Source organism: Pantoea sp. LMR881 (assembly GCF_027157825.1).
GTDB lineage: Bacteria > Pseudomonadota > Gammaproteobacteria > Enterobacterales > Enterobacteriaceae > Pantoea > Pantoea haifensis.
Map to the genome: position 1 here is coordinate 2,361,052 of NZ_JAPVOK010000002.1, position 23,093 is coordinate 2,384,144.

Consider the following 23,093-nt stretch of genomic DNA (forward strand, 5'->3'; position numbering starts at 1 on the left):
AATGCGCAGCCAATCATTAGCAAGCCGGAGATTACCATGCGTCCAGCAGGCCGTAGCGCACAGCAGGTGCGCCCCGTCACATTGACCCGCAATTACACCAAACATGCTGAAGGTTCCGTTCTGGTGGAATTCGGTGAAACCAAAGTGCTCTGCACTGCCACGGTGGACGAAGGCGTTCCGCGTTTCCTTAAAGGGCAAGGCCAGGGCTGGGTCACCGCCGAATATGGCATGCTGCCGCGCTCAACGCACAGCCGCATGGCGCGTGAAGCCGCCAAAGGTAAACAGGGTGGCCGTACACTGGAAATTCAGCGTCTCATTGCCCGCTCACTGCGCGCCGCAGTCGATCTTAAAGCGTTGGGTGAATTCACCATTACGCTCGACTGTGACGTTATTCAGGCTGATGGCGGTACGCGAACGGCATCAATCACGGGTGCCTGTGTGGCGTTAGCCGATGCGCTTAATAAGCTGGTTGCTGACGGCAAACTGAAAGCTAACCCGATGAAAGGCATGGTGGCGGCCATTTCTGTGGGCATCGTTAACGGCGAAGCGTTGTGCGATTTGGAATACGTTGAAGATTCCGCTGCCGAAACGGATATGAATGTAGTGATGATGGAAGATGGTCGCATGATCGAGGTGCAGGGCACCGCCGAAGGTGAACCGTTCAGCCATGATGAATTACTGGCGCTGCTGGCATTGGCCCGTGGCGGCATCGATGAATTAATTCAGGCGCAAAAAGCCGCACTGGAAAATTGATGTAACAGGCGACCACAGAGTCGCCTTTTCTTTATTTGAGGAGTGAGAAATGAAAGCCTGGCAGCGTCAGTTTATTGAATTCGCCCTGAACAAGCAGGTGCTGAAATTTGGTGAGTTCACTTTAAAGTCAGGGCGTAAAAGTCCCTATTTCTTTAACGCCGGTCTGTTTAATAGTGGACGGGATTTAGCCCTGCTGGGACGCTTCTACGCGCAGGCGCTGGTAGATGGTGGCGTGGACTTCGATTTGCTGTTTGGTCCGGCATACAAAGGTATTCCTATTGCCACAACAACCGCTGTGGCGCTGGCCGACCATCATGACCGCGACGTGCCTTACTGCTTCAATCGTAAAGAAGCCAAAGACCATGGAGAGGGCGGTTTGCTGGTGGGTAGCCCGCTGCAAGGCCGCGTGATGTTGGTCGATGATGTGATTACCGCCGGAACCGCCATTCGTGAATCAATGGACATTATCAGTGCGCACAACGCAACGCTGGCTGGCGTGTTGATTTCTCTGGATCGTCAAGAGCGTGGACGCGGTGATATCTCCGCTATTCAGGAAGTGGAACGTGATTATAAATGCACAGTCACCGCTATTATCACGCTGACAGATTTGATTGCCTATCTGGAAGAGAAGCCGGAAATGGCCGATCACTTAGCGCAGGTTCGCGCTTATCAAAAAGCCTACGGTATTTAAATATAAGGCGGGGGTTACCCGCCTTATTATTAAATCAGCTGGGCGGCAATGAGTGGCCAGCGGGCGTCAAAGTCAGCAGTAGGACGGAAACGAAACTCAGAACGAACATAACGCGCCAGTAATCCTTCACAGAGTGCAATTAGCTGGCTGGCTAATAGCGTATCGTCAGTTTGAAAGCCTTCACCTTCACGCATTTTGCGCTCGCGCATGACCTGTCGCAGCTGAACTTCAATACGCTCAAAAAGCTGATTAATACGGCCCTGCAAACGGTCCTGTTCGAACATCAATGCATGTCCGGTTAAAATGCGCGTCAGCCCTGGATTACGCTCACCAAATCCCAGGATCAGTTGCACGATAAGACGCAGGCGCGCCATCGTCTCTTTCTCATCTTTAAGGATCAGATTGATGCGGGTAATCAGACTGTCTTCGATAAATTCGATCAGGCTGTCGAACATACGCGTTTTGCTGGGAAAGTGGCGATATAACGCTGCTTCAGACACGCCAACACTCGCCGCCAGTTTAGCGGTAGTAATACGCTGGCTGCCATCACTTGACTCCAGCATCTGCGCCAGTGCCTGCAAAATCTCTTCGCGACGATTCCGTTTCGCGATTTTTTTTCTGCCATGATTTTAAAGACCCCTGAAATCCACCATAAACAGGCAATACCTACGCATCTGCCACGAGAAAGCGTCTCATGGCGATGAGAAATAAGCTGGCGTAAGTAAGAATCGGTAGCGTGAGTTACTGACGGCCTGAGTGACCAAAGCCACCTTCACCGCGCAAGCTGGTGTCAAACTCATCCACCAGATTGAATTCAGCCTGAACAACCGGTACGAAGACCAGTTGCGCCATACGGTCGCCCGGTTGCAGCGTGAAGCTTTCCTGACCACGGTTCCAGACCGATACCATCAACTGGCCCTGATAGTCTGAATCAATCAGACCAACCAGATTACCCAGAACGATACCGTGTTTATGGCCCAGGCCTGAGCGCGGCAGGATTACGGCCGCCAGGCTCGAATCGGCAATGTGAATCGCCAGGCCGGTTGGCACTAACGTCGTGGTACCTGGAGTGATTTCTAAGGCATCATCAATACAGGCACGTAAATCTAACCCAGCGGAACCCGAGGTTGCGTAAGTCGGCAGCGGAAACGCCTTCCCGATACGCGCATCAAGAATTTTAACGTCTATTTTTTTCATCATAACGGCTGACAATCTCGTCTAATAACTGTTGGCCAAGGAGTGACTTATCGTTGAGCGGTAAGCGTTTTTCTCCGTCCTGCCAAAAAAGGTGAAGAGCATTGGTGTCGCTGTTAAACCCTTGTCCGGCTTTAGCAACGTCGTTCGCGCAGATTAGGTCCAGATTTTTGCGCACCCGTTTTTGCCGGGCGTATTCTTCCACATTCTGGGTTTCAGCAGCAAATCCAACCACAAAAGGCCGTCCTTTCTGCAATGCGGCGACACCGGCAACAATATCGGGATTCTTTATTAACTGGAGCGTGACGTTATCATCGTCGCCCTGTTTTTTTATTTTTTCGGCCGCAATTTCGGCTGCCCGGTAGTCTGCCACGGCTGCGCTTGCAATGAAAATATGTTGTTTATTTATCTCCGCCATCACTGCCGACTGCATCTCTAGCGCACTGGTGACATCAATGCGTTTTATATCGGCAGGCGTTGGCAGCGTAACCGGCCCGGCGATCAGCGTAACGTTTGCACCGCGTCGGGCTGCGGCGGATGCAATAGCAAAGCCCATTTTTCCGGAGCTGTGATTAGTGATGTAGCGCACCGGGTCCAGCGATTCCCGGGTAGGTCCAGCGGTAATCATAATATTGAGATGTTGCAGATCCTTTACGGGTGATGCCCACTGCACCGCGTGGTCAACAATGGTCAACGGGTCGAGCATACGACCTGGGCCAACATCGCCACAGGCCTGACTACCGCTATCCGGGCCCCAAACCAACAGGCCACGCGCATGCAAAGTTTGCAGATTTTGTTGCGTAATGGCAGCGCGGTACATCTGTTGATTCATGGCTGGAACCACAGCAATCGGGGCGGCGGTAGCGAGACAAGCCGTTGTGACTAAATCATTCGCCATACCTGCCGTGACGCGGGCAATGAGATCGGCTGTGGCGGGAGCCAGTACGATTAAGTCAGCCCACTTAGCCAGTTCAATATGGCCCATCGCGGCTTCGGCGGCTGGGTCGAGCAGATCATCAAGCACCGGATAGCCAGAAACGGCCTGTAGGCTGAGCGGTGTAATAAACGCTTTTGCTCCTTCGGTCATCATCACACGGACTTCAGCGCCACGATCGCGCAGACGGCGAACCAGCTCAGGCGTTTTATAAGCTGCAATGCCGCCGCTGACACCTAAAAGAATCTTTTTACCGGCTAATCCCATCATGTTGTTGACCTCTCAAAGCTGTCTGCCGCTTCTGATGCGACACAATGGATGAACTTTACCATAAAACGCCGTCATCCCTTTTTCACTCCCTGTGGTTTGCGAGCCGTCTCGTAAAATGTAACCGTGTCGCTGGCGATGCATGATGAGATTGATCAGGATAGCGGGTGCTCAAGGGAGAATGACGATGGAAAGTATGTCACCACGGGAAAAATTACAGCAAATGGGCGCTGAGAAACTAAGTGATGCGGAGTTACTGGCCATTTTTCTGCGCACCGGTTCGGCGGGACACAACGTTATGGCGCTGGCTCATCAACTGCTGCAAGAGTTCGACTCGCTTTACTCTCTCATGACAGCCAAAAAAGCGGCATATAGCAAAATCAAAGGGGTTGGCGACGCTAAGCTGGCGCAGCTACACGCGATTGCGGAGCTGGCAAAACGTTTTTTTGCCAGCCAGCTGGCACGTGAAAGTGTGATGGAGAATCCTAAAATCACACGGCACTACCTTCAAAGCCTGCTGGCGCATCAGGAGCGGGAAATTTTTATGGCGCTGTTTCTGGATAATCAGCATCGCGTTCTGCTGGCGCAAAAGATGTTTTCCGGCACGATTAGCAGCGTTGAGGTTCATCCACGCGAGATCGTCCGTGAGGCGTTAAAAGTGAATGCTGCGGCATTAATCCTGGCGCACAATCACCCTTCCGGCATGGCAGAGCCGAGCAAAGCAGACTGCGATATTACGCTTAAAATTGGCGAAGCCTGCCGCCTGATGAATATTCGTTTACTCGATCATCTGGTGATTGGTCATGGGGAATATGTCTCTTTTGCCGAGCGTGGATGGCTGTAAACAGGGGCTAAAGCGTGCCAGGTGGCGGCTTTTTACACGATCATTCGGGATCTTTATCTGTTCGGGACTTGAGCACTTGCGCCGAGCGGCGTATACTACGCCACCTTTGAGAATCTCGGGTTTGGCGGTTAGGCCAGCTTAGCGGGTTCCATGGAACTCGCCTGGCGGGCTGCAAGCCTGACGAGGCGGCCAAAACCTAATTTTTAAAGCTCGAGCTGATTTGATTTTTGGAGAATAGACATGTCACGAGTCTGCCAGGTAACTGGAAAGCGTCCGGTGACCGGTAACAACCGTTCCCACGCAATGAACGCGACGAAACGCCGTTTCCTTCCGAACCTGCACTCACACCGTTTTTGGGTTGAGAGCGAGAAGCGCTTCGTTACTCTGCGTGTATCTGTAAAAGGTATGCGTATTATTGATAAAAAGGGCATTGATACGGTTCTGGCCGATCTGCGTGCCCGTGGTGAGAAGTACTAAGGAACTGAATCATGGCTAAAGGTATTCGTGAGAAGATCAAGCTGGTTTCCTCTGCTGGTACAGGTCACTTCTATACCACCACGAAGAACAAACGTACTAAACCAGAGAAACTGGAACTGAAAAAGTTCGATCCGGTTGTACGTCAGCATGTAATGTATAAAGAAGCCAAAATTAAATAATTTTGGTGTTCTGCTAAAAACCCGGCTTCGGCCGGGTTTTTTGTTTGTGACATACGCTGAGGAGAGGTTATGCCAGAGTTACCTGAGGTGGAAACCAGTCGCCGCGGTATTGAACCGCATCTGGTGGGAGAAACTATCCTGCACGCCATTGTGCGTAATGCGCGCCTGCGCTGGCCGGTTTCACAGGAAATCCTTGCGCTGAGCGATCAGCCAGTTCTCAGCGTTCAGCGCCGTGCTAAATATCTGCTGGTGGAGCTACCACACGGCTGGATAATTATTCATCTTGGTATGTCCGGCAGTCTGCGCGTGTTATCGGAAGAGTTACCTGCAGCCAAACATGACCATGTTGATTTAGTGATGAGTAATGGCAAAGTGCTGCGCTATACCGACCCGCGCCGCTTCGGTGCCTGGCTATGGAGCAGTGATTTAGCGGGCAGCAGTGTACTTGCGCATCTTGGCCCGGAGCCGCTCAGCGATGTGTTTGATGGTGCTTACCTGTATGAAAAATCGCGCGGTAAGCGCACCGTAATTAAACAGTGGCTGATGGATAATAAAGTGGTGGTCGGCGTCGGCAATATTTATGCGAGCGAATCCCTGTTCACTGCCGGGATCTTGCCTGATCGACCCACAATGAGTCTGACCAGAGAAGAAGCTGAACTGCTGGTGACTACGATTAAAGCCGTATTGCTGCGTTCAATAGAGCAAGGCGGCACCACCTTACGTGACTTCTTACAGAGTGATGGCAAGCCAGGTTACTTTGCGCAGCAATTGCAGGTATATGGCCGGGCGGGAGAACCGTGCCGCGCCTGTGGCACACCGATTGTTAGCGGTAAGCACGGGCAGCGCAGCACCTACTGGTGCCCGAATTGCCAGCGTTAATTCGCGAGTTTAGCCTGTAAGGCCTGATGGACTGGCGCGGGCAGAAAAGCGGTGACATCGCCGCCGTGACGCGCCACTTCTTTTACCAATGAAGAGGAAACAAAGAAAAACCTTCAGATGGCATCAGGAACACACTTTCCAGCGTAGGCAGCAGATGACGGTTCATGTGTGCCAGTTGCAGCTCATATTCAAAGTCAGACACTGCACGTAATCCCCGTATCAGCACATTAGCCTGCTGCGTTCGCGCAAAATTCGCCATTAAATCGCTAAATCCGATCACACTAACATTAGGCAAATGTGCCGTTACCTGCTGCGCCAGCGCAACACGCTCATCCAGGCTGAACATCGGTTTTTTACCTGGACTTGCTGCAACGGCAACGATCAGGTGATCAAACATCTGCGTCGCACGCGTAACAATATCAAGATGGCCCAGCGTGACAGGATCAAAGGTTCCGGGATAAATGGCTTTAGTACTCATACGCGCCCTTTTGCCGTGGAGTGATTGAGCGCCCAAAGCGCCGAATATTTGTTGAACGTATATTGCGCATTCACGACTGCCAGAATCCAGCCTTGTTTCCCATCAAGAAAACCGGCCCGGAGCAGCAGCGTTTTTATAAAAGCGCCCAGCGTGTGACTAAAAATCGAGACTAACCCGCAACGTTTACCACGCTGATAACGTTCCTGTGCCCAGGCTTCAGCATAGGCTAACTGCTTACGCTGAAAAGCGATAAGGTCGCGGCAGGTTAAATGTTGCAGATCGCCTTTTAGCACCTGAACGGGCGCTCCCTGGGTATTCAGTGATTCATGAACCAGGTTGTCGTTGTAGCTTAAGGTGCGTGGGTACAGGCGCATCACGCGATCCGGATACCAACCACTATGGCGCATAAAGCGGCCAAGAAACAGATTGCTGCGGCTCAGGCTGTAAACAGTGGGGCTGGGTGGGGCGTTTAAGACATGTTCAATGGCGGCGCGCAGTGCTGGCGTAACGCGCTCATCGGCATCGATCATCAAAATCATTTCATGGCTGGCAAAACTTTGCGCCCGCTGGCGTTGTTTGCCATAACCTGGCCAGTTCTCAGCGTGATATACCTGAGCACCCGCTTCACGAGCAATCTGAACGCTGTTATCTGAACTGCCTGAATCCAGCACAATAATCTCGTCGGCCCAGCGAACAGAGGCGAGAGACTCTGGCAACAGTTCCGCTTCGTTTTTGGCGATCATTACCACCGAAAGACGTTGGCGTGTTGGCATTAATGGGCCCGTGGGGGTAAATGAGGTTCGAGTAACTGTAGCAGACGCTGTAACGCACCCTGATTCTGGTGCAGAACGTCAACCGCATGACGGCCATAATAGCGGCGGTAATCATCATCCTGCAGCAGGTTAGTGACTTCTTTTTCCAGCGAAATCACATCGGTGACCGTAATCAGGCCCTGTGCTTCCTGCAATTTGCTACAAATATCCTTGAAGTTCCAGATATGTGGGCCCATCAGTACCGGAATCGCATGTGCGGCTGGTTCAAGCGGATTATGACCGCCACGCTCCACCAGGCTGCCACCGACAAACGCCAGATCGGCAATGCCGTAGAGCAGCATTAATTCGCCCATCGTATCGCCAATCACGACCTGAGTTGAGCCGGACGGTATTTCACCGCTGCTGCGCAGAATAAAGCTGAAGTTGCGCTTTTGCGTGAGCACTTGCGCATCCTGAAAACGTTCCGGATGTCGCGGTACCAAAATTAACAGCAGCTCGGGAAAAGACTTCAGCAGGCGACGATGCGCATCCAGTACGATCGCTTCTTCACCTTCATGGGTGCTGGTCGCAATCCATACCGGACGGCGCGGCGCCCACTGGCGACGCAGCGTTACCGCTCTGGCCGCCAGTTCCGGCGTAACGGAAATATCAAATTTCAGGCTGCCGGTAATCGCCAGATGCGAGCGTTTCAGACCAAGATCCAGAAAACGGTCACCATCTTCATTGGTCTGCGCAGCGATCAGCGTGATGCTTTGCAGCAACCGGCGCATAAATTTGCCCAGCTTGCGATAGCCTTTGGCTGAGCGCGCCGACAGGCGTGCATTCGCTATCACCAGCGGTATTTGTCGCTGATGCAGGATGCGGATGATGTTCGGCCACAGCTCTGTTTCCATAATGATGACCAGTCGTGGATTGACGGTATCAAGGAAACGATTAATGGCGCCGGGTAAGTCATAAGGCAGGTAGACGTGATGGACATCTTTGCCGAAAGCCGAAAGCGCACGTTCAGAGCCGGTTGGCGTCATGGTTGTTACGGTAATCGGCAGGGTTGGATAGCGATGACGCAGCGCACGTACCAGGGGAACAGCCGCTAACGTTTCACCCACGGAAACAGAATGCAGCACAATGCCGTCAGGCTGTACTTTGCCGACACAATAGCCATAACGCTCAGCCCAACGCTTGCGATATGCCGGTGCCTTACGGCCACGCAGCCACAGGCGCAGCCAGATGAGTGGCTGTATAAGATAGAGCAATACGGTGTAAATGGTCGTCATAGTTACCGTTACGACACGTTGGCGTCAAAAAATACAATAAAGTTAGATTGCGGCATGTTATCAGAAACCCTGAGCGCACTCATCTCACTTTGTCAGTTGGTTTGCAGCACCTGTTGATAAAGTGAGGTAAGCGACTGAGCCAGTCTTTGCGGATTATAAGGCTCGATTCTGCGGCGCGCAGCCTCGCCCATCGCTGAATTAGCTGAAAGTGCAGGGATCGCCAGGAGAGCCTGGTTTAACGCTTTGATATCTAAAGCATCACACACGAATCCTTCCTGACCAGCAGTAATAAATTCTGCACCGCCACATCCGGTGCTGGTGATGACCGGCAAGCCACAGGCCATTGCTTCCAGGACCACGTTTGGAAAGGGATCGTAGAGCGTAGGCAGCAGCAAGCCATCGGCTGCGTGATAAAAGGCTGCACATCCTGTTGCACACCAACAAAGCGGATACGGTCAAGGCAGTTGAGACGATTCGCCAGTTGTTGATAACGCGGTAAGTGCTTATCCTGACCAACCACGATCAGATAACGATCGCTGTTAGCTAACGCCTCAATTGCCGCTTTTAAGCCTTTGCGCTCGAATCCGGAGCCGACATAGATGAGCACGGTGGCGCTATCCGGCAGATTCAGTTGCTGACGGGTAGCGTGACGCGTAGCCTCAGTGGCAGGCTGGAAACGCCTGGTGTCGATAGCATTATGAATAACATGAATTTTGCTGGCATCCAGTGAGAAACAGCGCAAAATATCTTGCTTCACCATCTCAGAATTACAGATAACAGCCTTCAGTGCGGGTGCCTCGAACATCTCTTCTTCCGCTCGCAAAACATAGCGGTGATAAGGACTAAGCGTGGCGCTTAAACGTTGCCAGGGTGAAACAATGCGCGCACGCTGCTCCAGCCAGACGCGATGCACACCATCACCAGCACGAAAAATATCACAACCGGCAATGCGCTCATGACTTTGCACAATATCAAATTTTTCCCGCTCCCAGCAGGCTCGCGCAGCATGAGCAAAGCCGCGCTCACGTGAAATGCGGCCCAGTTTAGGCGGGTTACAAATGTGCAGATGCCAGTCAGGATTAGGTGTGCCTTGCCAACTGCGGGTAATAATATTCAGCTCCAGTTGTTCGCTGCCTAATGCTTCTAACGCACGTGAGATAAAGCGTTCGGCACCGCCATCAGGGCGATATTTTTGACGAACGATCGCCAGGCGTAATTTATTCACTTAAATAGCTCCTTGCGGCGGCGACCACATCTTCAACCGGAATGGCGGAAAGGAAACGTTGTTCGGTGTTGGTATCAATCGAGTCGGGCGAGGGCAATGGCCCATAATCACCAGCCCAGATAACCTGGTTGTTTTCACCCCACGGACGCCAGTGCTGCAACTTTGTGGGTCCGAAAAGCGCAATGCACGGCGTATCTAACGCTGCCGCCATATGCATAGGCGCAGAATCGACGCCAATAAACAGGTGAGCCTGATCGATCAGTGCGGCAAGCTGCGGCAGAGACAATTTTCCGGCAAAGGAGACGACATCCGAGGATTGGCACAGCGACTGAATATGCTCAATCATGTGAAGCTCTTTTTTATCCGGCGCTGCGGTCAGCACCACTTTGCGGCCTGTTTGCGCAAGCTGATCAATAGTGGCGGCCACTTTTTCATCTTCCCAGCATTTAAATACCCAGCGCGACGTCGGTTGCACCACAATGAACGGCGATGAAACGGCGTTTTCAGCCAGCAGTGACAACACTTTTTGTTTGTCGGTTTCGCTGTAATGCATTGAGGCACGGGCATCGGTGCGGCTAATGCCCAGCGGTGCCAGCGCACTCATGTTTTGTTCAACGGTATGCAGTTTGCCGTGGTCAGCGGTAGAAACTAACTGGTTATGGCAACGTCGCCAAACGAAATTATCGCGTTTTTTATAAGCAAACCCGATGCGCAGCGGCGCGCCGGACAATAGCGTGATCATTGCCGCCCGCCACTGGTCAGCCAGATTGATCACTAAGTCATAATGACAAGCGCGGATATCAGCGAGCAGCGCACGTTCGTGCGCGAATTTGCGCCAGCTGCCTTCATTTTTCCATTTTCGATCAATCAGGTGCAGACGGCGAACTGCCGGGTGTGCTTCCAGCATCGGGCGCGTCTCCTGATAAAGCAGAACGTCGATACTGGCGTGAGGGTAGCGTCGACGAAGCGCATTGATAACAGGCGTAGTAAGCAGCATGTCGCCATGATGACGCAGCTTGATTAAAAGAATATTGTGCGGAGAGATGTTTACTGGAGTCGGGCTTGCCATAAACCATTGTTCTCACATTTTAATAAATCGATTGTAGGGCAAACCCTGAAGGGGTTAAAGCCAGCCTCATCGCTTATTTGTTACGCCAGCGATAGAGGCGACCAAGCCAAAGAAGCAATTGATACCACTGCTTTATGCCACGGGCATTACGTAACATACGGCGATGCGTTTGACTGGAAAAAACATCTGCAATCATCGCCTGGCGGGCTTCCGCATCAGGTTCCCGGCGTATGCTGTGACACACGCTAAGCGCCTCATGCGTAATTTGATAATGAAACGCAGGATAAATTTTTACTACGGCGTGATAACGCCTGTTGATCTCCTCCAGCAGGCGAGCAATCTTTAAATAGTGGCGTTGATACTCAACATTGCGCTGTCCGGTGCGTCTGCGGTTACTGATCGATGCATCATGCATGTAATAGCGATAAAGAATTTCATCGGTATAGCGCACGCGTTTCGCCAGCAGCATGAATTCAGTAGTCCAGGGAATATCCTGATGATGCAATCCTGGCTCGAACAGTAACTGATGTTCCTCAATGATTGCGCGGCGATAAATGCCCAGCCACACCACGTGCATATAGCGGCGTGTTTGCAGTGCGGTACTTAACCACTCAGCGCCACCAAGCACGGCTGTGCTGCGTAGTCTGTCCAGAGGGATTAAAGGTTTAACACGTTGAGTGCTTTTGAAAAACCACTCGGCATTACATTGTGCGGCGTCCAGACTATCAGCTTCAGCCATGCTGACCAGCGTTTGGTACATCTCTGGTTTCATCGCGTCATCCGCATCCGGGAAGGTGACATATTTACCCCGCGCAATCGCTAATCCCGCATTACGCGCTCGTGATACGCCGCCATTTTCCTGATGAATCACATGAACGTGCGGATACTGCTGTGCGTAGGCGTCAGCCCGTTCGCCGGAACCATCGGTTGAACCATCATCAACTATGATGATCTCCAGCGAGGTGAGGGTCTGCGCAAGTACAGCGTGCATAAATTCATCAAACATGCTGCCCGCGTTATACATCGGAGTAATGATGCTGAGCAGCGGATTTTGGTGCGGATCAGTCATGGAAAGTGTTGGCCGCGTTGGTTATTAGCGAATCGGAAGTGTGTCGCATCATCACAAAATAGCCCCAAATTAACAGAATAAAGTAAGGTGATTCGCGATTATAAAACTGTGAATCACCCATACTGAAATAGATCACCGGAATGGCGAGCAGTAAGCATTCATAGTGGCGTTTTTTCCCGCTCAACGGCACCAGCAGTAAGGCGGTAAAAAAGCGATCATCACGAAGCCGCCCATGATGCCTTGCAGTGACAGACTTTCGACGATGTCGTTGTGGGTATGATACTGAATATTCAAATAAGCAATGTTGTTGGCAGGCTGATGCCGATCAAGCCAGTGTTTAGCTTCCTGATTACGCATATCTGCCGACTGCCCCAGGGGATGCTGCATAAACGCCCAGAGACCCGCCTGCCACATGCCCACGCGACCACCAATCGAGGTGCTGGTATCGCCTTGCTGATACTGTTCAATTTCTGTTTGCACCGTTTCAACGCGATCAAACAGGCGATCAGAATATTTGGCTGCGCTAAACATGCCCACCAGCAGTAAGGCAGCAAACAGGCTGAGCCAAATAACGCGCGAACGCCAGGGTGACACCACAATATGGTGAATCATCGCAGCAAGACAAAACAGGCTAAAAAGCAGAATGGCCGAGCGGGTTTCAGAGACGCCTAATAAAATAAAAGAAACAATCAGTATCAGAAAAAACGGCACGGGATAGTGGCGCGGAAAGGCCTTGCGGATGGACCAAAGCGTCACCAGCGCCAGCAGCGTAAACATGTAAGCACCGGAAGTGGCTGCATCCGAATTGATTTTCGGACGTTCGCCCGTGGTGATCACATCGTGAATACCCACTACCGTCGCAGCGATGAGCATAACGCACAGCAACACTGTTCCAGCCTGAATCAGGCGCGGGAGAAATCTCCACCGGGGGCTAAGACGGTGAATACTATAAAGCACAAATGCACCTAATATCATTCGCTTACCACTGACACGATAATGTTCAGCAATCAGCGGCAAATCATGATTCGTTGTCAGCGTAGCCCAGAGCCATTTGCTGAGTCCCAGCAGTAAAAGCAGCACCGGGATCCAGTAAAAAAAACTTTTTTATCACGCCATATCAACCAGCCGGTGGTCGCAATGGCGAGATAAGTGAGTAAATAGTAAGCGTTGCGCGAGACTTCGCCTGAAAAAAGAAAAAGGCGATGGAAAGGAGTGTCAGGCAGTAAAACAGCGTTGCGCGTGTAGATTCCGTAAAGGTTTTTTTAGCAAGATCGGTAATGCGCATTGCTGCCCTCAATTAAAAAACTTATGTCTGACGTAGTTCAACATCCAGGTGATACTCTCAGCGTAATGTTTTTGATGCCATTTTATACGAGCAAACCTTTTCATTTCTTTATAATGTTCAGGCAAATCAAGTGACTGTGACGCCCAGGGTGAGCGTTGATAGTAATCAAAATAGAGCAGCGAAAGATCGCTGCCGCCCCACGCATGCCAGGGTTTACACTTACCGGTGAAGTGAATCATAACGGTATCATCCGGTACGCGGAATCGATGCCAGACCTTATTCGCAATGATGTCATAGATATGGTTGTAGCGTTCTGGCAGGATCAAGACCTCTTTTTCCAGCACGATATTCAACGCATCCTGATCGGGAAAACCAAACTCCGCGCCTCGTTTGACCAGGACATCCATGATCCGTTCCGTTGTCTTACTACCGGACCAGCGTGGGATATTAATCAGCATGAAGCCCGAATTAAAATAATTACCTGTTGTTAAGCCCAACTTACCGCATTGATTGTGCCGTGCGCGCAGCGTGTCGTTGCAGGCACAAACGGTGTACTGGCTAATATCAAGCGTGAACAGCGGCGAATAATCACCGACAACCAGCGTATCGGCATCGATATAAATAACGCGGTCGCTATAATGAGCAACGGTTTCAGGAATGAGAAAGCGGTAGTGAATGCTTTTAGGGTAGCGCCCAACTTCCGGCAGCGTGTCCAGCCAGGCGCTGTTGAAAAGATGCAGCGTAATAGCTATACGGTGGCCTTGCGCAAGTGTCTGCAACTTTTCAATATCACTCTCTTTCAGCGAGTCAGAAAAGATATGGGCGTGGAAAGCGGTATCTGGATGGTTTTTTAATAAAGAAAACAGGGTGATACCTAAACCACGTGCGTAAGCATGGTTAATGCCGAAGGCGACATGCACGGGCGAAGCGTCCATGTCAGAAAGCGTGTTGACTAAAAGTTTACTTTGCTGAACAGCGTCTACAAGCTGAGTCATTGCCATTACGCTTCACTATCCTAAGTTATTGTGAATAAACGCTTTTATTCTATTTATTTTTTCCAGGTCCAGCCCAAATAATTCTTCTGCTGGCTGATCAAAGCGAAAACGCGTAGCGAATACAAACGTCGATGCAGCCCCATTCTCTGGCCCGATAAACAAGACATTATTAACCGGACGTTGCTCTCTGACTTCACAAGGCCCGTAAAGCATAATTATAGGAACGGCTTGCGCATCAGCAATATAAGCATTTCCCGAATCTGATGAGATGTAAAAATCCATCTGCCCAATCGCCCAGGGAACCTCTTCTAACTTTAGCGCACCGATCAAACTGACAATATTTTCTTTTGGCCCGGTTAAGGCTAACAGTTCATCCAGCCACGGTTGTTCGGCTGGCGGCCCAAAAACATACCAGGTGCACGGCAGGTCAGACAGCGCATCCATAAGCTGCTTCCATACGCTGGCCGGAATGGTTTTGGCGCGATTTCCCGCTGAAATACTGATGCCAATTTTGAGGGTATCAGAAGGGGCTAGCAGAACGGCAGGCGGCGAAGGCGGTTGCCATAAAGGCGAAGTCGCATGTTTTGGAAAATCGCTATAACGATATTGCCGGTTGATTAACTTGAGATAGCTGTCCAGCGTCAAATCCAGCTTGCTGTGATCGACAATGCCACTGGCGCTGCGGTAGAACACGCCGTGATAAGACTTGCGTACATACGTGCGAAGAAACTGCTTATTCGGCGCATTACACAGCGCCGCGAAGAACAGATTCACACTGTTGGGCTGAACCAGATAAACATTGTCGTAGCGGTTCATTAACTGAAAGGCCAGCCTGATTTTGCTGAAAAAGCTGCGTTTAGCCTCCTCAATCAGGAAATAGTGCGCAATGGTATCGTCGTGACGGGCAAGGGGTTCAACCGCTTTACTGAGCAAGACATCACTTTTCCCCAGCGCACGCAGCATCGGGGTAATGTTGATGAAGTCGCCTATTTTTGCTGTTTGAATCACTAAACTCCGGCCGGTTGGACGATAGAACAGCCGCATTACCGTCCGGAATGGCACCAGCAGCAAATAGATCAACACATAGTTCATTGTGTGTTTTCCGCTAAAACAGCCTGAAGTTTTTCAACTACCGTCTGGGCCGGAAGCTGTGCTAAATCACGCCCAGGCGCAATCAATGCCTGTTGGTTCTTGCCGTAACCGCCAATCAGGCCCGGATCGGTCGGCCCGTATAACGTGATATTGGGGCGATCAAGTGCTGCTGTCAGGTGGCTTAAACCCGTATCAACTGAAACAACTGCATGCGCGCCTGCAAGCTGTTGCGCAACCGCTTGCAGCGTCAGCTTCGGCAAGACTTCAACATGATCAAAACCACTCGCCAGACGCTGGGCACGCTGATGTTCATGTTCCGCACCCCAGGGCAATTTAATGCGCAGGTGACAGGATTGCAGCAGGCCAATCAGTTCACGCCAGTGATCTTCTGGCCAGTGCTTATTGTCTCGCGTAGTGGCGTGAAGAAAAACCAGATAAGGGGCAGAGGGGTGTGCGGTTTCAGCGGAGAAATGTCCGGCAATGGCATAATCACCCTGCGTCTGCGGCTTTTCATAACCGAGGCTTTTAGCAAACAGTTCGCGAGTCCGCTCTACCGCGTGCTGTTGTTTACTGACTTCATGGCGTTTGTCATACCACCAACTGGCAAACGGCTCACGTGCGCTACGGCTGTCGAGTCCGTGCTTGATGCCTTTCGACAGCCGGGTAACCAGCGCCGCGCTTTTAATTAAACCCTGCGCATCAATCACGATATCGTACTGACGCGACTGCAATTCACGTTTGAACAGCACGCGCTCTTCACGCTGCTGACTGCCAAACCAGTGTTTGCGCCAGCGGCGAATCGCAACCGGCAGCACGTTATCGACTGCGGGATGCCAGCCAGGAATTTGCGCAAAATTCTCTTCAACCACCCAATCGAAACGGATGCCGGGAATAGCCTGCATCGCGTCAGTGAGCGCGGGTAACGAATGAAGGACATCGCCCATTGAGGACGTTTTAACAATCAGGACGTGCATCTCACCTCCTGAGACTGGCTTAACAGCCCGGTCAGTTCCTGGTGCACGCGCGCGGGCTGAATATCGATCAGGCTTTGGTGATAACCATGCCCGGCATCGCCTTTACGCACTTTGTGATAGCCGGTAATCAGGCGAATAATGCGCGCCTGTTTAGCTAACGGCGGCGTAAAATCTGGGCTGCTTGGCCCGTACAGCGCGACCAGCGGACGATTGAGCGCCGCGGCGATATGCATTAAACCAGAATCGTTGCTGACCACCGCACAGCAGTGGGCCAGCAAAATCACGGCCTGCTCAAGCTGCGTATCGCCCGCGAGATTACGGCAGTGTGAATGCAGGTCATCAGGCAGGGCGGCGATAATCTCATCACCGGTTGGGCGATCTTTTGCTGAACCAAACAGCACCACCTGATAGCCATCATTAATCAGCTGCTGCGCCAGCGCAGCATAATGATAGTGGGGCCAGCGTTTAGCCGGACCAAATTCAGCGCCAGGACAGAATCCGATGATCGGGCGATCGGCAGAGAGCTGAAACTGTGCCGCCGTTTCGATTTTTTCCTGATCGTCAACGCTCAGTTGCGGCCACAACAGCGGCTGAGGCAGTTGCTGCGCGGAGACCACTGGTGTGTCATAGCCCAGCGCAACATAGCGTTCAACCATGAGCGGAAACGCAGCTTTGTCCAGCTTACGCAGATCGTTCAGCAGGCCGTAACGCATTTCGCCACGCCAGCCAACACGACGCTTAATGCCCGCGAAAAAAGGCACAAGAGCAGATTTAAACGAGTTAGGCAGCACGTAAGCACGATCATAACCGCTGGCACGCAGGGCTTTTCCCAGCCGACGACGTTCACCGATTTCCAACGCGCCGTGTCCCAGCGGCATCGCCAGTGCCTGATTCACTTCCGGCATGCGTGACAGCAACGGACGGCACCAGGCGGGTGCCATCACATCAATCACCGCATCAGGATGCTCGGCCTTGAGTGTGCGATAGAGACTTTGCGACATCATCATATCGCCGACCCAGGAAGGGCCGATAACCAGAATTTTCATTGCCGGTGCAGATTCCTTTATGCGTTGCGGTTCAGCCAGGCCATATATTCAGCCACACCTTGCGCGACTGTTTTAAACGGCTTGTCATAGCCCGTTGCGCGCAGATTAGTGAGATCGGCTTGCGTATAGGCCTGATAGCGTCCTTTTAATTTGTCCGGGAACGGAATGTATTCGATCTGGCCTTTCTGATGGAATTTCAGCACGGCATCAGCAACTTCCTGGAAAGATTCCGCACGGCCAGTACCGCAGTTATAAATGCCGGATATGCCATTTTCCCAGCACCAAAGATTAACGGCAGCGACATCATCAACGTGGATGAAGTCACGTTTAAAGTCATCACTGCCTTCAAACAACTTGGGATTTTCGTTATTACTGATTTGCGTATTCAAATGGAATGCGACGCTGGCCATGCTGCCTTTGTGGCCTTCACGGGGTCCGTAAACATTGAAATAACGGAATCCACATACCGGTGAGTTCGCTTCTGGCAAAATCTGACGCACATAATGGTCGAACAACATTTTTGAGTAGCCATACACATTCAGCGGCTGTTCATATTCGCGTTGTTCAATAAAGTTATCGTTACGACCACCGTAAGTCGCAGCAGAAGAGGCATACAGGAAAGGAATTTCGCGTTCCAGACAGAAATGCAGCAGCTCTTTTGAATACTGATAGTTGTTATCCATCATGTATTTGCCGTCCCACTCGGTGGTAGCAGAGCAGGCACCTTCATGGAAAACGGCTTCAACAGGGCCGAGATCGTCGCCAGCCATTACGCTGATAAGAAACTCTTCTTTGTCCATGTAATCGACGATATCCAGATCGACCAGATTCACGAACTTGGTGCCGTCTTTCAGATTATCTACCACCAGAATGTCGGTGTGACCGCGTTCGTTTAGCGCCTTGACGATGTTGCTGCCAATCATTCCTGCGCCGCCAGTTACGATAATCATGTTAATACCTTCAACGTTGAGGGGTGAAACAGGAGGTTTCACACGCTAATGCCCGACATCATAACATTTCATCAGGGTGCAGACAGCCAGATGACTCTGTAACGATTTGTGCTTAACCCGCCGGGGCGTGAACTATGCTGCAAAATTAACATTCTGTTAGCGTGTTTATCGTGATTTTGCTGACTGCTCAGTATGATGTGCCAAACCATGGCCTTCTGAGGAGAGCAATAATGTCAGCGCAATTTTATCAGCAAATACAACAGCAACTGAATGACGCACGCCATGAAGGCTTGTTCAAACAAGAGCGTATTATCACGTCGGCTCAGCAAACTAATATTGACGTAGCTAACGGCTCATCTGTGATTAATTTCTGTGCAAACAATTATTTAGGTTTAGCAAACCATCCGGCATTGATCCAGGCGGCTAAAGAAGGGATGGATTCCCACGGATTTGGCATGGCATCCGTGCGTTTTATCTGCGGTACGCAAGACACGCATAAGCAGCTTGAAAAAAACTGGCTGACTTCCTCGGCATGGAAGATGCGATCCTTTACTCATCCTGTTTTGATGCCAATGGTGGCCTGTTTGAAACGCTGCTGGGGGCCGAAGATGCCATCATTTCTGATGCGTTAAACCACGCATCGATAATTGATGGGGTGCGTCTCTGCAAAGCGCAACGCTATCGCTATGCCAATAATAATATGCAGGAGCTGCGTGCACGGTTGCAGGAAGCCCGCGATAACGGGGCCAGACACATTATTATTGCAACAGATGGCGTGTTCTCGATGGATGGCGTGATCGCTAATTTAAAAGCCATTTGTGACCTTGCCGATGAGTTTTCCGCGCTGGTAATGGTGGATGATTCACATGCAGTGGGGTTTGTTGGACACGCCGGACGCGGTACGCACGAATATTGTGATGTTATGGGTCGCGTCGACATTATCACCGGCACTCTGGGCAAGGCACTGGGCGGCGCGTCAGGCGGTTATACCGCTGGCCGGGCTGAAGTGATCGAGTGGCTACGCCAGCGTTCTCGTCCTTATCTTTTTCAAATTCTTTAGCGCCAGCGATTGTTGCCGCTTCGATTCGCGTACTGGAGATGCTGAGTGAAGGCGATGGCCTGCGTCAGCGTTTATGGGATAACGCACGCTATTTTCGTGAGCAGATGACGGCGGCTGGGTTCACTCTGGCTGGAGCAGATCACGCCATCATTCCGGTCATGCTGGGCGAAGCAAAAGTGGCGCAAGAGTTTGCCCAGTTGCTGCAACAGGAAGGCATTTACGTTACAGGCTTCTTTTATCCCGTAGTGCCAAAAGGACAGGCCCGCATTCGTACACAAATATCGGCTGCGCATACGCAGGAGCAACTTGAGCGCGCAGTTGCGGCGTTCACCCGCATCGGTAAACAGCTTGGCGTGATTGCCTGAGGAGTCGATGATGAAAGCACTTGCCAAGCTGAAAAGAGAAGAAGGGATCTGGATGGTGACGGATGCGCCAGTGCCTGAGCCTGGACATAACGATCTGTTAATTAAAATTCGTAAAACAGCCATCTGCGGCACTGATGTGCATATTTACAACTGGGATGACTGGTCCAGCAAAACCATTCCGGTGCCGATGATTACCGGCCACGAATATGTCGGTGAAGTGGTCGCAATCGGTCAGGAAGTAAAAGGTTTTAATATTGGCGATCGCGTTTCTGGCGAAGGGCATATCACCTGTGGCCACTGCCGCAACTGCCGTGCCGGGCGCACACACTTATGTCGCAATTCGGTTGGTGTTGGCGTAAATCGCCGGGGTTGCTTCGCTGAATATCTGGTTATTCCCGCCTATAACGCTTTCAAAATCCCTGACAACATTTCCGATGAACTGGCCGCTATCTTCGATCCTTTTGGCAATGCGGTTCATACTGCGCTGTCGTTTGATTTAGTCGGTGAAGACGTGCTGATTTCGGGCGCCGGTCCGATTGGAATTATGGCGGCTGCCGTCTGTCGTCACGTAGGTGCGCGCAATGTAGTGATTACTGACATCAATGACTATCGGCTAGAGCTGGCGCGCAGCATGGGCGTCACGCGCGCGGTTAACGTCGCGCAGGAAGATCTTCACGATGTGATGCACTCACTGGGGATGACAGAAGGTTTTGACGTTGGCTTAGAAATGTCAGGCGCTCCGCCAGCATTTCGCAGTTTGTTAGACGTGATGAATCACGGCGGACGCATTGCGCTATTAGGCATTCCACCGGGCGAGATGGCCATTGACTGGAATCTTGTCATCTTCAAAGGGCTGTTTATTAAAGGGATTTATGGAAGGGAAATGTTTGAAACCTGGTACAAAATGGCGGCGCTGATCCAGTCTGGTCTGGATTTAACCCCCATTATTACGCATCGCTATCACATTGATGATTTTCAGCAGGGCTTCGATGAGATGCGTTCAGGGCATTCAGGAAAAGTCGTGTTGAGCTGGGATTAATTTTCGGCCGCGCTGGCGGCCGAAGGGTTATGCCTGTTTTTTTCTTCATCGGTCAGGTAGCGGACTTTACGTGTGTAGTCCTGGCCTTTGAATGTCAGCGGTTGACGTGGATCTTCAAGGTATTTTTGCCACTCTGACAGCGGAAATCCCCCGTGCGCACCAACGACCTCGGCCGGAATAACCGCAGCCAGGCCGCCAATCTTTTTCGACACAGGCCAGTTTGCCCATTCACCAAGATTAACGGTTTTGATATCCAGCATATCCAGTAACGCCGCCAGTGGTAACTGATCGGTCGGCGGCTGGCTGTCATTCATCAGGTTCCACGTATCGTTAAACAGCGTCATCCACAGCGGAGAGATGCGCTGCCACACTTCACGTGTTGCAGCCAGATAAGCGCCATTCACATGATCAACTAAATAAGGGCGAATACTGGTTTTGTAATAGGCCGGAACAACCTCGTTTGCGGCACCTTCCAGTTTGGCAATCATCTTCCCCTGTCGAAAGCTGGAGTAGAGATGGCCTGACTTCATCTGAATATCTGGCATTTTTAGCAGGTTAAGATCGGAATCGATCATCAAAATCCCTTCGCCTTTGGCCTGAAGCGGTGCCTGCAATTTGATGAGACGGCTGCGGTAAATCTGCTTGTAGCGATAGCTCGCTTCACGATGCGGCACATCAAGCGTTACCACGCGCGTTTTTGCCGGTAGCTGGCCGAAATCAGCGACGGGTTGGTCACTGACAATCACGATCTCTTCGGCCTGGGTAGCAAAACGTTCTGCAAACAGCGCGCTGAGCTTTGCCTCTTCGATGAAATCTGCCCCGGTACAGGGAATAACTATCGAGGTAACAGGCACGCTGCCCTGCGCCTCTGCCTGCGAGTAGGAAAGATTATGTCGGGCGCGAATGTGGCGATAACGTGGATTTAAAAAGTTAAGCATGTTGCTTTTCCCTGACAACACTTTGAAGAATGTTTTCGACGCCATTGACATAAGATTCAATGGCGTACTGTTCGCGTACACGTTTGGCAGCGGCGACAACCAGCCGTTGACGCAGTTCATTATCCTGCCACAGAGCGGTCAAATGCTGTGTCAACTGCACCACGTTGCCATAATCAAAAAGCAACCCGGTTTCGTCATGGCTGATCAATTCGGCAGTGCCGACCACGCGTGAGCCCACAACGGCGGTGTTGACCAGCATGGCTTCCAGTACCACGCGCGGCAAACCCTCACTGCGTGAAGCCAAAATGAAGGTATCAAAAGCGGTGAGATACTCCAGCGCGTTGTTTTGAAAGCCTGTGAAGATCACCTGGTTTTGGATATTTTCGGCAGTGGCCAGTTGTAACAGTGGCTGAAGTTCCGGGCCCGCGCCCACAATCACCATTTTCCAGTCCGCATCAGGATTGGCGCGCTTGAATCGGCCTAACGCTTGTAAAATATGGTGGTTGGATTTGCGTAAGATTAGCGATCCAATTGAACCGAACACAAAGGTATCGGGCGACAGTTTAAAACGCTGACGTACTTCAAGCCGATCCGGAAGCGGCTGATGAATATCGATAGCATTGGAAACGGTAAAGCAGCGTTCAGCCAGAACACCGCTGTTGCATAACGTCTTATTTACGCCATGTGAAACAGCAATAACCGCCTGGCAATCGTGGTTAACTATTTTAACCAGGCGTGCATCCATTAATGGATCAATACGACAGTGCTGTACAACTGCAACGTCCAGCCCGCGTGCAGCAATATACCCTTCCACATTGGTGCTGGGCTGGTTATTCATATAAAGCGTGTCGTAATTGCCGAGCTGTAGCAGTGAGTTTATTTTGAGAGCGTTCGGCGCAATACGCCAACGCTCATCAATAAGATCGATAAGCCGCTTTCTCAGCTTTCGGTTAAAAAACAAGAGAGTGCGCGTTGCTTCTTTAACAATTTTTGCCCAGCGTGGTTGCTTGATTTGAGGAATGAAAAACACCTGAATATCGAGCGAATTGAGGATAGATTCTATCGTCTCACCATTGCCGCGCGTATAGTTATGATAAAAGCAGCAGGTGATATCAAATTTTTGACGATCGATTCGTTTCAGCAGCTCTAACATACTGTTAGTGCCGCCGCCCCATTCTTTGCCGTTGTCCAGCAGCAGGATTTTCTGTTTATTCATCGTCATCCATCTCAACTTTCCCGCGTA

24 protein-coding genes and 3 pseudogenes are annotated in these 23,093 nt (G+C 51.3%); 8 read left to right on the forward strand and 19 right to left on the reverse strand.

Annotated features, from left to right (window positions below):
• Positions 1 to 36 precede the first annotated feature (36 nt).
• Both rph and pyrE read left to right on the forward strand, forming a co-directional pair.
• A complete protein-coding gene (gene rph, locus O3W44_RS12865; protein ID WP_269293365.1) occupies positions 37 to 753 on the forward strand; it encodes a ribonuclease PH in 717 nt (238 codons plus the stop codon).
• Between the two features lie 49 nt (positions 754 to 802).
• Positions 803 to 1,444 carry an orotate phosphoribosyltransferase gene (gene pyrE / locus O3W44_RS12870; RefSeq protein ID WP_269293366.1) on the forward strand — a complete coding sequence of 214 codons (642 nt, stop codon included), beginning with the start codon at positions 803 to 805 and terminating at the stop codon, positions 1,442 to 1,444.
• 29 nt (positions 1,445 to 1,473) lie between these two features.
• Here the strand turns inward: pyrE and slmA are convergent, their stop codons facing one another.
• The 3 genes from slmA to coaBC form a co-directional block, all read right to left on the reverse strand.
• Positions 1,474 to 2,055, reverse strand: coding sequence for a nucleoid occlusion factor SlmA (slmA, locus tag O3W44_RS12875; RefSeq protein WP_269294437.1), 582 nt, complete (start codon positions 2,053 to 2,055; stop codon positions 1,474 to 1,476).
• Positions 2,056 to 2,185: 130 nt separating this feature from the next.
• The gene (gene dut, locus O3W44_RS12880) at positions 2,186 to 2,644 is read right to left on the reverse strand and encodes a dUTP diphosphatase (RefSeq protein ID WP_269293367.1); all 459 of its coding nucleotides are present in this window, start codon (positions 2,642 to 2,644) and stop codon (positions 2,186 to 2,188) included.
• A complete protein-coding gene (gene coaBC, locus O3W44_RS12885; RefSeq protein WP_269293368.1) occupies positions 2,622 to 3,842 on the reverse strand; it encodes a bifunctional phosphopantothenoylcysteine decarboxylase/phosphopantothenate--cysteine ligase CoaBC in 1,221 nt (406 codons plus the stop codon). Before coaBC ends, dut begins: the two co-directional genes overlap by 23 nt.
• A 184-nt stretch (positions 3,843 to 4,026) precedes the next feature.
• Between coaBC and radC the strand changes: the two genes are divergently transcribed.
• From radC to mutM, 4 genes are all read left to right on the forward strand, one after another.
• Positions 4,027 to 4,683, forward strand: a complete 657-nt coding sequence (radC, locus tag O3W44_RS12890; protein ID WP_269293369.1) for a RadC family protein — start codon at positions 4,027 to 4,029, stop codon at positions 4,681 to 4,683.
• Positions 4,684 to 4,923: 240 nt separating this feature from the next.
• A complete protein-coding gene (gene rpmB / locus O3W44_RS12895) occupies positions 4,924 to 5,160 on the forward strand; it encodes a 50S ribosomal protein L28 (protein ID WP_269293370.1) in 237 nt (78 codons plus the stop codon).
• Between the two features lie 11 nt (positions 5,161 to 5,171).
• The gene (gene rpmG, locus O3W44_RS12900) at positions 5,172 to 5,339 is read left to right on the forward strand and encodes a 50S ribosomal protein L33 (RefSeq protein WP_013094893.1); all 168 of its coding nucleotides are present in this window, start codon (positions 5,172 to 5,174) and stop codon (positions 5,337 to 5,339) included.
• A 69-nt stretch (positions 5,340 to 5,408) separates the two neighbouring features.
• Positions 5,409 to 6,218 (forward strand): bifunctional DNA-formamidopyrimidine glycosylase/DNA-(apurinic or apyrimidinic site) lyase, encoded by an 810-nt coding sequence (mutM, locus tag O3W44_RS12905; RefSeq protein ID WP_269293371.1) that lies wholly within the window; start codon positions 5,409 to 5,411, stop codon positions 6,216 to 6,218.
• Here the strand turns inward: mutM and coaD are convergent.
• From coaD to rfaD, 14 genes and pseudogenes are all read right to left on the reverse strand, one after another.
• A pseudogene (coaD, locus tag O3W44_RS12910) lies at positions 6,215 to 6,696 on the reverse strand (pantetheine-phosphate adenylyltransferase). The gene mutM and the pseudogene coaD sit on opposite strands and share 4 nt — an antisense overlap.
• A complete protein-coding gene (locus tag O3W44_RS12915) occupies positions 6,693 to 7,469 on the reverse strand; it encodes a glycosyltransferase family 2 protein (RefSeq protein ID WP_269293372.1) in 777 nt (258 codons plus the stop codon). The pseudogene coaD and the gene O3W44_RS12915 overlap by 4 nt, the downstream one beginning before the upstream one ends.
• A complete protein-coding gene (gene waaA / locus O3W44_RS12920; RefSeq protein WP_269293373.1) occupies positions 7,469 to 8,743 on the reverse strand; it encodes a lipid IV(A) 3-deoxy-D-manno-octulosonic acid transferase in 1,275 nt (424 codons plus the stop codon). Before waaA ends, O3W44_RS12915 begins: the two co-directional genes overlap by 1 nt.
• A gap of 92 nt (positions 8,744 to 8,835) precedes the next feature.
• Positions 8,836 to 9,968: pseudogene (locus O3W44_RS12925) on the reverse strand (glycosyltransferase family 4 protein).
• Positions 9,961 to 11,037 carry a putative lipopolysaccharide heptosyltransferase III gene (gene rfaQ / locus O3W44_RS12930; RefSeq protein ID WP_269293374.1) on the reverse strand — a complete coding sequence of 359 codons (1,077 nt, stop codon included), beginning with the start codon at positions 11,035 to 11,037 and terminating at the stop codon, positions 9,961 to 9,963. Before rfaQ ends, O3W44_RS12925 begins: the two are co-directional and overlap by 8 nt.
• Before the next feature lie 73 nt (positions 11,038 to 11,110).
• Positions 11,111 to 12,106, reverse strand: coding sequence for a glycosyltransferase (locus tag O3W44_RS12935; RefSeq protein ID WP_269293375.1), 996 nt, complete (start codon positions 12,104 to 12,106; stop codon positions 11,111 to 11,113).
• On the reverse strand, positions 12,099 to 12,290 hold the full coding sequence (locus O3W44_RS12940) for a hypothetical protein (RefSeq protein WP_269293376.1): 192 nt from the start codon (positions 12,288 to 12,290) through the stop codon (positions 12,099 to 12,101). Before O3W44_RS12940 ends, O3W44_RS12935 begins: the two co-directional genes overlap by 8 nt.
• The gene (locus tag O3W44_RS12945; RefSeq protein WP_269293377.1) at positions 12,287 to 13,186 is read right to left on the reverse strand and encodes an O-antigen ligase family protein; all 900 of its coding nucleotides are present in this window, start codon (positions 13,184 to 13,186) and stop codon (positions 12,287 to 12,289) included. Before O3W44_RS12945 ends, O3W44_RS12940 begins: the two co-directional genes overlap by 4 nt.
• Positions 13,187 to 13,223: 37 nt before the next feature.
• Positions 13,224 to 13,391 carry a hypothetical protein gene (locus O3W44_RS12950; protein ID WP_269293378.1) on the reverse strand — a complete coding sequence of 56 codons (168 nt, stop codon included), beginning with the start codon at positions 13,389 to 13,391 and terminating at the stop codon, positions 13,224 to 13,226.
• An 8-nt stretch (positions 13,392 to 13,399) separates the two neighbouring features.
• Entirely contained in the window at positions 13,400 to 14,392 is a 993-nt protein-coding gene (locus tag O3W44_RS12955) for a glycosyltransferase family 8 protein (RefSeq protein WP_269293379.1), read from the reverse strand.
• Positions 14,393 to 14,401: 9 nt separating this feature from the next.
• Complete coding sequence (locus tag O3W44_RS12960) at positions 14,402 to 15,478, reverse strand: glycosyltransferase family 9 protein (protein ID WP_269293380.1); 1,077 nt, start codon at positions 15,476 to 15,478, stop codon at positions 14,402 to 14,404.
• The gene (gene rfaC, locus O3W44_RS12965) at positions 15,475 to 16,452 is read right to left on the reverse strand and encodes a lipopolysaccharide heptosyltransferase RfaC (protein ID WP_269293381.1); all 978 of its coding nucleotides are present in this window, start codon (positions 16,450 to 16,452) and stop codon (positions 15,475 to 15,477) included. Before rfaC ends, O3W44_RS12960 begins: the two co-directional genes overlap by 4 nt.
• Positions 16,440 to 17,498, reverse strand: coding sequence for an ADP-heptose--LPS heptosyltransferase RfaF (gene rfaF, locus O3W44_RS12970; protein WP_269293382.1), 1,059 nt, complete (start codon positions 17,496 to 17,498; stop codon positions 16,440 to 16,442). The genes rfaC and rfaF overlap by 13 nt, the downstream gene beginning before the upstream one ends.
• 17 nt (positions 17,499 to 17,515) lie before the next feature.
• Positions 17,516 to 18,448, reverse strand: coding sequence for an ADP-glyceromanno-heptose 6-epimerase (gene rfaD, locus O3W44_RS12975; RefSeq protein WP_269293383.1), 933 nt, complete (start codon positions 18,446 to 18,448; stop codon positions 17,516 to 17,518).
• 230 nt (positions 18,449 to 18,678) lie between these two features.
• Between rfaD and kbl the strand changes: the two are divergent.
• Together kbl and tdh are read left to right on the forward strand one after the other, a co-directional pair.
• Positions 18,679 to 19,873 (forward strand): annotated as a pseudogene (gene kbl, locus O3W44_RS12980) (glycine C-acetyltransferase).
• A gap of 10 nt (positions 19,874 to 19,883) precedes the next feature.
• A complete protein-coding gene (tdh, locus tag O3W44_RS12985) occupies positions 19,884 to 20,912 on the forward strand; it encodes an L-threonine 3-dehydrogenase (protein WP_269294438.1) in 1,029 nt (342 codons plus the stop codon).
• Here the strand turns inward: tdh and O3W44_RS12990 are convergent.
• Both O3W44_RS12990 and O3W44_RS12995 read right to left on the reverse strand, forming a co-directional pair.
• Positions 20,909 to 21,850: a hypothetical protein gene (locus tag O3W44_RS12990; protein ID WP_269293384.1), complete on the reverse strand. Its 942-nt coding sequence runs from the start codon at positions 21,848 to 21,850 to the stop codon at positions 20,909 to 20,911. The two genes, tdh and O3W44_RS12990, sit on opposite strands and share 4 nt — an antisense overlap.
• The gene (locus tag O3W44_RS12995; protein WP_269293385.1) at positions 21,843 to 23,072 is read right to left on the reverse strand and encodes a glycosyltransferase; all 1,230 of its coding nucleotides are present in this window, start codon (positions 23,070 to 23,072) and stop codon (positions 21,843 to 21,845) included. The genes O3W44_RS12990 and O3W44_RS12995 overlap by 8 nt, the downstream gene beginning before the upstream one ends.
• Positions 23,073 to 23,093: the final 21 nt, after the last annotated feature.